Source organism: Staphylococcus sp. HMSC13A10, assembly GCF_001808005.1.
GTDB classification, from domain to species: domain Bacteria; phylum Bacillota; class Bacilli; order Staphylococcales; family Staphylococcaceae; genus Staphylococcus; species Staphylococcus pasteuri.
In genome coordinates this window covers 1-10075 of record NZ_KV791876.1, presented here as the reverse complement: position 1 = coordinate 10075, position 10075 = coordinate 1, and the positions used below count along the sequence as shown (strand labels likewise).

At 32.6% G+C, this 10075-nt stretch carries 9 protein-coding genes and 1 pseudogene; 9 read left to right on the top strand and 1 reads right to left on the bottom strand.

What is annotated here, in order from left to right; genetic code table 11:
- Positions 1–232 (top strand): annotated as a pseudogene (locus HMPREF3125_RS12915) (hypothetical protein); the annotation flags it as partial.
- A gap of 155 nt (positions 233–387) precedes the next feature.
- On the opposite strand, the gene HMPREF3125_RS09180 reads toward HMPREF3125_RS12915, so the two are convergent.
- Entirely contained in the window at positions 388–906 is a 519-nt protein-coding gene (locus tag HMPREF3125_RS09180; protein WP_031866329.1) for a hypothetical protein, read from the bottom strand.
- A 233-nt stretch (positions 907–1139) separates the two neighbouring features.
- On the opposite strand from HMPREF3125_RS09180, the gene HMPREF3125_RS09175 reads away from it, so the two are divergent.
- From HMPREF3125_RS09175 to fabI, 8 genes are all read left to right on the top strand, one after another.
- The gene (locus HMPREF3125_RS09175; RefSeq protein ID WP_031866328.1) at positions 1140–1757 is read left to right on the top strand and encodes a recombinase family protein; all 618 of its coding nucleotides are present in this window, start codon (positions 1140–1142) and stop codon (positions 1755–1757) included.
- 17 nt (positions 1758–1774) lie between these two features.
- Positions 1775–2188, top strand: coding sequence for a hypothetical protein (locus HMPREF3125_RS09170; RefSeq protein WP_049323585.1), 414 nt, complete (start codon positions 1775–1777; stop codon positions 2186–2188).
- Between the two features lie 333 nt (positions 2189–2521).
- Positions 2522–3070 carry a hypothetical protein gene (locus HMPREF3125_RS09165; RefSeq protein WP_049323582.1) on the top strand — a complete coding sequence of 183 codons (549 nt, stop codon included), beginning with the start codon at positions 2522–2524 and terminating at the stop codon, positions 3068–3070.
- Positions 3052–4314, top strand: a complete 1263-nt coding sequence (locus HMPREF3125_RS12855; protein WP_031922760.1) for a relaxase/mobilization nuclease domain-containing protein — start codon at positions 3052–3054, stop codon at positions 4312–4314. Before HMPREF3125_RS09165 ends, HMPREF3125_RS12855 begins: the two co-directional genes overlap by 19 nt.
- Positions 4307–4828, top strand: coding sequence for a DUF334 domain-containing protein (locus HMPREF3125_RS09160; protein ID WP_078072399.1), 522 nt, complete (start codon positions 4307–4309; stop codon positions 4826–4828). The genes HMPREF3125_RS12855 and HMPREF3125_RS09160 overlap by 8 nt, the downstream gene beginning before the upstream one ends.
- Positions 4829–4832: 4 nt before the next feature.
- Positions 4833–5288, top strand: a complete 456-nt coding sequence (locus HMPREF3125_RS09155) for a hypothetical protein (RefSeq protein WP_078072398.1) — start codon at positions 4833–4835, stop codon at positions 5286–5288.
- 252 nt (positions 5289–5540) lie between these two features.
- Positions 5541–8807 carry a hypothetical protein gene (locus HMPREF3125_RS09150; RefSeq protein ID WP_031866322.1) on the top strand — a complete coding sequence of 1089 codons (3267 nt, stop codon included), beginning with the start codon at positions 5541–5543 and terminating at the stop codon, positions 8805–8807.
- 357 nt (positions 8808–9164) lie between these two features.
- Positions 9165–9935, top strand: coding sequence for an enoyl-ACP reductase FabI (gene fabI / locus HMPREF3125_RS09145; protein ID WP_019235843.1), 771 nt, complete (start codon positions 9165–9167; stop codon positions 9933–9935).
- Positions 9936–10075: the final 140 nt, after the last annotated feature.

Genomic DNA, 10075 nt, shown 5'->3' with positions numbered 1-10075 from the left:
AGTAGCTCAACGAGCTGAAAATAATCAAAAAATTTATAAAAAAGACAATTTCTATATTATTTCAATAGAAATTGTCTTTTTTTCACTTATCCAAGAACTTTATGTCCCGGACTCTTTCTGTGTTCTTTATTTTGATAATTTAAAAATACCAAATATGATGACAATAACTATAGTGACGATATCGAATGAATGTATAAACGCATCGCCAAATGTTTTATCTTGCCAAAAGTAACGAATAGCAAATAACAATACAGATTGTATTATTATTGCAACGAAAACATTAATAAACGGTTTAGAAAACACAATGTTATATATTATATATATAAGTGTTGCTACCGTTATAATCCATAGTAACGTGCTTGGAAGCAAAATATCATCTCCAGCTGTCTATAAAATAATTAATGTAATTGCTTTTGTAGCAATCCATGCGTAGTTATCGCTTAAACCTAAGCCTTTCATTTGTTTATAAATTTCATCTTCAACATCACCTGTGAAGTGATCGACTGCTTTAAGAGCTGCATAGAATTTACTTTGTGTACCGATTTTCTTTTTAACTTTTGTTGGTAAAGAATTCCACGCTTGTTTAACAACCTTTTTAGTAATACCTATTTTACCACGTTCAGTATTACCATTTTTATCCATACCTTTTGTTTGCGCTGTATTATTCAGTAGTTCCATTTGTTCTGTATTATTATAATTATTCGCTTCAACTAATGTTTTAAAACTGTCTTTTGCTTGTGGTGATAGTGCTTGATATCTTTTGTCATTTTTAACGTCATTTGTGATAGTTTCTTGTTTTTGAACATTACCTTGTTGTGATTGTGATTGTGTTTGTGCATTAACTACTGTAGAAGTTCCTGTTACTAATAAAGTACCAACTAAGCTTGCTGTAATAATTTTCTTCATTTTTACAAGTCCCCTTTGTTAATAATTTTAAAAAATACACTCTCAATATTTATTATAGTATTACTATAATATGATTTTGAGACTTTTCCCTAAGTGTTTATTTCTATTTCATAAGTGTGAATTGTTGTAATTAATTCACAAATAAAGTATACTTAAACTGTGAATTAAACATCGTTGTTATGACAGCATTTAGATTCACATTTTGAGTTCACAGATAAGAAAGGGTTAAAACAATGTCTAAAATTGGATATGCACGTGTCTCAACTAAAGAGCAAAACTTATCATCACAAATTGAATATTTGAAACAACAAGGCGTATCAGAAAGCCTCATATTCATCGACAAAGGTGTTTCTGGTACAATCAGACCTAATGAACGAAAAGGCTTTAAAAAGCTACTGCAAAAATCCCGTGGCGGTGATGTACTCGTTGTTTATAAATTAGATCGTATTTCACGTAAATATGATGATGTTCAAACAGTGATACGACAATTAAAAGATGATGGCTTATCTTTTGAAATCGGAGGACTACCTAATATCAACACAGGTAATGAACTTATGGATAAAGCGATGACTGATATGTTGTTAAGTTTGCTTGGTTATGTTGCAGAAAATGAGCGTGCATACATCAGAGAACGTCAAAGCGTCGGTATAGAAATTGCAAAGAAAGAGGGTCGTTTCAAAGGTAAACCGAAGAAGTACAGTGCTGACTCAAAAGACAGACACGGAAGACAAGTGTATTACATGATCGTTAATGATTTAAAAGAGGGTCATAGCATGAATTCTATACGTCTTAAATACAATGTTGGTTACGGAACGATACAGAGAATTGCAAAAGAGTTAGAAGATAATTAAGAATCGGAGTGATTTAAATGAATCAAAAAGTCATTGAATTAAAACAACAATATGTGAATGATACTGAACGTATTCGTCATATGATTAGTAATAAAAAGAAACACATCGAGGAAGAAAAACGCAAACTTGTTAAACATCAAAATGAATTTGATAAAGCGCAACTTGATTACTCAAAAAATGCATCATTAAAATTACTTGATATGGTTGCAGAAGGTTCTATTGATGCAAGTGAACTTAATGCTATCAAAGAATACCTATTTGGTGATAGCAACGACTTAGATGTGACCGCTGAAGTTACATCTAATTATGTGAATACTTCAAAAGAAGTTTCACATACATCATCAAATCATCAAGCTAAAACACATCATGATAATGTGACTGTAGATGATGAAGATGATGACGATTTTCCTAACCCATTGACTGATTATTAATTCAGTCGTCAATGGTTAGGTTGTATCACACCTTTTGTGTGATACGTGGTATAATGTAACTATGAGTTACTATTTTACCACCAGGGTTTTACCAAGGGGATTAAAGGGGAGCGGAGCGTCCCCTTTACAAGCACCCAATGTTTACATTGGGACTGCTTGCCTATGATTCAACAAGGGGTGCTAAGCTTTGCTTATGTGCCCTGCAGTTGAATGCATTTAACATAACACAATTGTCGCACCTTTTTTGCGACGTGTTATGTATTTCAACACTTAAACAGCCCACATTTTTGGGCGTGTGTTGAAATGAGATTTTGAACTTTGAGGAGGTACATCATGACAAATATTAACAACCTAACCGACGATGAATTAATGCGTTTATATGATGAGGAAAACAACAAAGTTAAAGCACTACGTGAGGCGATGAAACAACGTAAGAAGATACAACATAAGATAGATGAATCAGAGCGTAAGGTTAAGAGTATTAATTTCCGAGTGACACAAAACGCTTATGATGAATTATCACAGATGTGTGAAGTGTTACCGAGTTTTAAATCACCTAATGAGGTGGCAAGGTCTGTGTTAATGGAGTGGTTAGATAAAGATAAAACATTTCTACCGCCTCGCAACACATTTGATCCCGAGACATTTGAGTTATTACAGAATTTATATCGTGTAGCAAGTGAGTTGCGTAATGATATGAGAGGAATGGCTAATAATTATAATCAACATGTTAAACACCTCAATACCTTAGTAAATAAACGAGAGCTTACACGTAGTGATATAGAAGAAATTAAAGAATTCAATACGTTTAGAAAGACGTTAACGAAACAAGTCAATAATTTTAATAAGGAGGTGGGAAAATTATGCCTACTTTACAAGTAAGTCGTACATACAACATACAAAAGTCTATTGATTATGTAACGTCTGAAAAAGCACATTACAACCATGAGCAAACAGAGGGTAAACGTGTTCAATGGGCGTCGGGTGTTAATGTACCTATAACAAATAAAACAGCATTCATGTCTAAAATGCACATGCGTGAAGTACAAAAAGAATATGGAAAAGATAAAGGTTATGTACAAGGCTATTCTATCATTCAAGGGTTTGGTGCTGATGAGATAGATCCTAAAGGTGGTGTGGACAGTAGAAATAAAGCGCATGATTTAGGACTACAGTTTGCACAACAAGTATATGGTGAGAACAATCAAGCTATCGTAGTTACACAGTGTGATGGTAAAAGTGGATTGTGGCACAACCATATCATCAGCAATGCGGTTGGGTTAGATGGAAAATCACAAAGAGGAAATATGACGAAGTGGACGCAACTAGCAAAGATTAATGATGAAATAGCATTAGAGAATGGACTTACACCATTAGACAAAGATAACTGGCAAAAGAATAAAGATAGAAAACGTGACGCAAAAGCTAAAGGACAATATCAAACACCAATCGAAAAGCGTATGCGTAAAAATGGTGTTGTTTTAGCTAAAGATGAAGTAATTGAACAAATCAGAATTGCTAGAGATGAGCCCGCTGTTCAAAACATTGATGATTTCAAACAATTGCTACATGAAGAATATAACATCGATGTGCTTGAGGCTAGAGCTAAAGACGGTGAAAACTTACGCTACAGTTATGAATACACTAATAAAAAAGGTCTAACCAATACGAAAGTATCAAGAGCATCAACATTAGCTGGAGAAGAATTCCAATTAACACCATTAACCAAAGAAATTGAAAAGAAAGTTGCATTACAACAGGCGGAAAAAGAGAAAGATCCTGGTTTGGTTGATTATGGTTTAGATATAGAAGAAGAATTGAATACACCACAAGCACAAATGATGATACAGAATTTACTTCAAAAAGACGAAGAAGAGGAAGAAGAAGAGCTTGAATTGGAATTCAGTGAAGAAGATTTGCAAGTATTAAATGACATAGAAAGCGAGGTTAAAGATTATGCCAGAGAAAAAGAACGTGACACAACAGTTGTTAGAAACAATAACCGAAATCAAAAACAGCATTCAGACTATCAACACAACAAGTCAAGACACGAAACAAATACAACAAGAACAAAACAAACTCGCAGAGCTACTAAAAGCAAAGACGACGGATTTACACTTGAGTAAAGAGACACAACAGAATATAGATATATTAAAAAAGAAATTAGAGAATTTAGCTAATGAGACACACGAAGTCAAAGTAAACTTAGAGCGTAATGATATATATGAAATAGCAGATGCTGTTTCAAAAAGCTTAGAAATACATTTAAAGACCCAATTAGAGGACAAAATCAAAGAAGATGAGAATACACTCAAAGACGCTACAAGGTACCTTAAAAGACAAGCTGATGACATTAAAAAGGAAACGGAGGACTTAACCAAATATAAAAAATGGTTTATTACAGCAATGATTGGTTTTGTAGCATTTGCAGTTGTATTACTTATATTCACAACATTAGTAGATATGCCGTTTTTAGAACATGCATATCAATTTATCGCAACAAAGGTAGAACATAGCCACAAATGGTATACAACAGCGTTGTGGTATATTGCATATCTTATAACACCACTGTTTTGGATAGGTGTTGTGACAGGTGTAGCGTATCTGTTACACAAATGGTACACTTCAAAATGGAGGTAATCATATGTTAACAATCAAACAACTAGCTGATAAATTAGGTGTATCAAAACCGACGATCACAAGAAACAAACCCGATGACTTAGAATTTGAAGTTATCGACGGTGTGAACTACATCAATGAAAACATGGAGCGCCAAATTACCGAAAAAGTATTGCAAAACAAAGAGCGTTACAGTGGCGATACACGCAATGAAACGTACGATACACCACTTATACAACAGTTAATGCAAGAGAACGCGTTTCTCAGAGCTCAAATTGAAGAAAAAGACGCGTTGATTAAGGAACAAACCAAATTATTAGATCAACAACAGCAATTAAACCTCATTACAGGTAAAAGATTAAATGAGTTAGAAACGAAAGAACAGACCGAAACAGAAGAACAACATAGTAATGAAACAGTTACAAAACACACTGTTTCAGAGGGGAAAAAGGGCTTTTTTAGTAGAATATTTGGAAATTAAAAATAGCACTGATGCGTTTGATACGCAAAAGTGCTATAATACATAAATAAAGGTGACTTGCTACCAACAAGACACCAAATGTTAAAGATGAAAAAAACAGACGTCAAGAATCTGTTGTTTATTAAATTGATATATTTATAATACCATTTACGTACGTAAAACACAATTATAAATCACGCTTAAAAAAAAAAATAAACTATCGTCTTGTTGGTAGCACACCTCTAAATAATTTAGAAAGGTGTGCTTATTTTTATGATTACAGAAGAAAATTATAGAAGCAACGGCATGAATATTTTCATAAGAAGAACGAATTTAAAACTCACATACAAAGGTAGACAAGTGAGTTTTAAAATCAACAAAAAAGGCATAGTGACAGGCGTTTCGCATGGGGGTCATTACCAAACCCATGGGGGATTGCCAGGGATGACCCCCTTTTTGACTCCGCCCAATTATTTTTTAAATCCTGCTTTATTTTTTAGAGTTAGTGGTTTAATAGATTATTATGTAAAAAATGATATTACTCCTTTATGGGTTGGTGAAAATGGATCTTGTAGTAAAGTTGTTGAAGGTACTTGGAAATATTTTATTAAAAAATATAAAGAATCTAAAAAAGTGATTGGTAATAATGGGTTAATGAATCGTGTTCCTAGCGGTTTGGTTGATGTACGTGATTTTGTTCTTAGATATTGCAATAAAGTTTATCTTGATTTTGGTTTTGATACTGAATGGTATCATGATGATCGTTATATTTTATGTTATCAATTTTCTACTACCTTAGATGATATACAATATGATTTTGTGTTTCATGTTGTTGATAAATGTCGTCTTTCTCTAGGTGAAATGATTTATCATATTGTATCTAATACATTTGCGGGTCGTGGTTTTGTTATTTTAAATGAAAAACTTTTACATCACAAAACTCCTTTTTATGAAAGTTGTAATATTAGACTTATAGCTCATTTTTCTGGTGTTGATTTTTCTATGTGTAATGATTATAAAGAAATTTTAAAGTATCTTAAGCATAGTCGTAGTCAAGAACAACAATTAGCTTCTATAAAACTACAGTTAAAAGATGGTAAAGATAAAAAAGGTCGTTCTTTAACTGATGATGATAAAGATAAGTTAAAGAAACGTTATAATAAAATAAATGAAAATCCTGTTCATGCTACAAATATGATATCTAGTGACAAACATTGTCTTTATACTGTTAATCCTCGTGTTTATAATTTTTGGGTTATTCCTAGACGTCAAAGATGTTTTTTTAAGTTAGATATGCGTGACACTATGAAATTAGCGCCTCCTGGTTCTCCTTTAGCTAGTTTGGGTGAATCTTTAGGCATAGAGAAGATGGATACTAATGTTTTAGATAAACAAGATAATAAACCTCTTAATTTCTATAAAGAGAATATGAAAGAATTAAGAAAAAATCATTTTGATTTCTTTGTTGATTATGCTATCCGTGATGCTCGTATCAGCTATGAGTGGTATCAAAATGTTAAAAATATTATTGGTGATGGTGTAACTGTTAGTGCTATTGCTGCAAAGCATTTAACTGATAATGTTAAAAAGGAAATGCTTAAATATTATAATGAATATTCGTGGGATAAACATGCTCGTGGTTTTAAACTTGAAGATGGTAAACCTAATTATAATTTGTTTTATAAATCTCGTGGTATGTTTGGTGATTTGCCTGATTACGCTTATATTGGTGGTCGTAATGAAAGTTTTTCACATGGTCTTATCACTGGTCGTACTTATGACTATGACTTGCGTTCTGCATATCCTGCGCAAATGCAAGTGATGAGAATGATTGATTTTGATAAAGATCCTATTGTTTTTAATGAGGGGCATGTTTTAACACATGACGATTGGTTACATATAGGTCAAGCTGGTTTTGGATATGTACATTTTGAATTTCCTAAATCTGTTAAATATCCCACAATCCCTTTAAAATCTGACAAACCAAATTTAAAGGGTTCTCCTGTATTTTTACGTAAAGGTTATGGACTTGTATCTGCGCCCGATGTTTATGCTGCTATTCAAGTAGGTGCTACAGTTACCGTAGGAAAACAGGGCTTTATGTTTTTTGATTTAAAACGTGCCTCTGAAGTAGATGCATTGGAAGATTTTAACGAGTTAGATGTTGATAATGATTTCATTATGCACCCTGTCGGTTTTGGTGTTCGTAGTATGATTCAAATTCGTGCTGATTTTGCTAAAAAATATGGTAAAAAATCTGTACAAGCTCAATTAATGAAAATATTAGTTAACTCAACCTATGGTAAAACAGGGCAAGGCATACATGGTAATACAGCAAGAAATATTCTTACAGATGTGTCAGAGGTGATTCCTTATAGTAAAATTACTGATGGTGTGATTGCCTCTACAACAACATCTCTTGTTAGATGTGTTTTAGGTATGATAATGAACTATATAGCAGATCACGGTTACACTGTTCACAGTGTGACTACTGACGGATTTATTTCCGATTTTCCTTGGGAAAAAATGCTTGAAATTGATGATTATTTAGCAAGTATTTCAACTGTGTATCAAAAAGTCATTAAAGCTTGTTGGGGTGAAGATTTAGAATATAAAACGGGTAAAGGTTCTATTTTAGAGGTTAAACATATTCAAGATGACTATTTCTTTAATATAAAAACACGTGGTAATATCTCACTTGATAAAGACAAATCTTATATTAATCCTTTTACTAATGAAACTGTGACTTTTGATGGTGTATTTGCTAAAGCTGGATATAAAGGCGATAAGTCTTTTAAATATCTTAGTGATTTTGAGAAACGTAAGTTTTTACTTAACGAAGTTTTAAATCGTGACGGTAAACTTATTGATATGCAATCTGATATGCTTTCATTTCGTGATGTTAAAAATAATTCTCTCAAGTCTATTACAAAGCATTATGATCATATTGATGATATCAAAAAAGGTTTATCTATGGATTATGATAAAAAACGTATGTTACAGGAACGTGAGTATTCTAGTATTAAAACTAAAGAATTTAAATCTGACTATGGTTTCTTTCCTACTAGACCTTTTGAAGATATGGCAGAATATGAATATAATGCTGATGTTCACAGTGCCTTTATTAAAATGGGTCATAATATTAAATCTGATATTGGTTTCTTAGGTTATAAAAAAGCGCTTGAACACGGATTCCCTAAATTTAAGAAAGTTGATAAATTACATCATTTAACCTCTAATGAGTTGAAAGACTATAAAGATAATTTTAAAAAATATGAAGTTAGACAATTCCTAATTTACATGTTGAAACATGGTGGTTTACAACGCAAAAGTTTATTTTCTTTAGATGAACTTAAACGTAAAGATTATTTAAAATTAATTGATGAAGTTTACGGTATTAATGCTTTGGATATGTGGAAAAACATTGCTAAACGTGATAAACATAATTTTGACTATTTAACTGCTATAGATGTGTTCAATAGACTTCATAAACATTATCAATTTGTATATGTAGAAGAATTGGAATTTGAAGAACCTTAAAAACCTAAAAATCAGTCTAGGCGTTAGTCCTAGACTTACGTTTTTAGGTTAAAAGAAAGGGAGTGGGACAGAAATAATATTTTCTCAAAATTTATTTCGTTGTATTACCCCGGCAAGGATGACTAGGTTTGAAAAAAGCTTGATTCAAGCGCATTTTCAAATCAGTCAGCTTCTGACAAAATGATAAAATAGGCTGAGACATTTTATTTTGTCCCAGCCTATTTCCTATATGACCAGGTAATAATATTGCTTTATAATTATGAAGCAAAAATGGTAAAATAATAACGTTAGATTAGTCTACATTGTTTGTACAGTGAGATTAAGATATAAAAAACGATGATTAAGGAGTTATTTCGAATGATTAATCTTGAAAATAAAACCTTCGTAATTATGGGTATTGCTAATAAACGTAGTATCGGATTTGGCGTTGCAAAGGTATTAGATCAATTAGGGGCTAAACTTGTTTTCACTTATCGTAAAGACCGTAGCCGCAAAGAATTAGAAAAATTATTAGAACAATTAAACCAAGAAGAGCCAAAATTATATCAAATCGATGTTCAAAAAGATGAAGATGTAGTAAATGGTTTTGCTAAAATTGGCGAAGAAGTAGGCAATATTGATGGCGTATATCACTCTATCGCATTTGCAAATATTGAAGACTTACGTGGACGTTTCTCTGAAACATCACGTGAAGGTTTCTTACTTGCGCAAGATATCAGTTCATATTCATTAACAATTGTTGCGCACGAAGCGAAGAAAATAATGCCAAACGGTGGTAGTATTGTTGCAACAACATACCTTGGTGGTGAATTTGCCGTTCAAAACTATAATGTGATGGGTGTAGCTAAAGCAAGTTTAGAAGCTAATGTTAAATATTTAGCTTATGATTTAGGCCCGGACAACATTCGAGTAAATGCTATTTCTGCTGGTCCAATTCGTACGTTAAGTGCTAAAGGTGTTGGTGGTTCCAACACAATCCTTAAAGAAATTGAAGAACGTGCACCATTAAGACGAAATGTGGATCAAGAAGAAGTAGGTAAAACAGCTGCTTACTTATTGAGTGATTTCTCAAGTGGCGTAACTGGTGAGAATATCCATGTAGATAGTGGTTTCCACGCAATAAAATAATAAATTAAATCAATTGAGTCTGGGACATAAACCCTAGAGAAATAGCCAGTAAATGAGTTTTAACAAATTCATTTACTGGCTTCTTTATTTACAATACTCCGTATTGTTGGCTCGCTTTCTTAGGGGACAGCTTCAGCCTG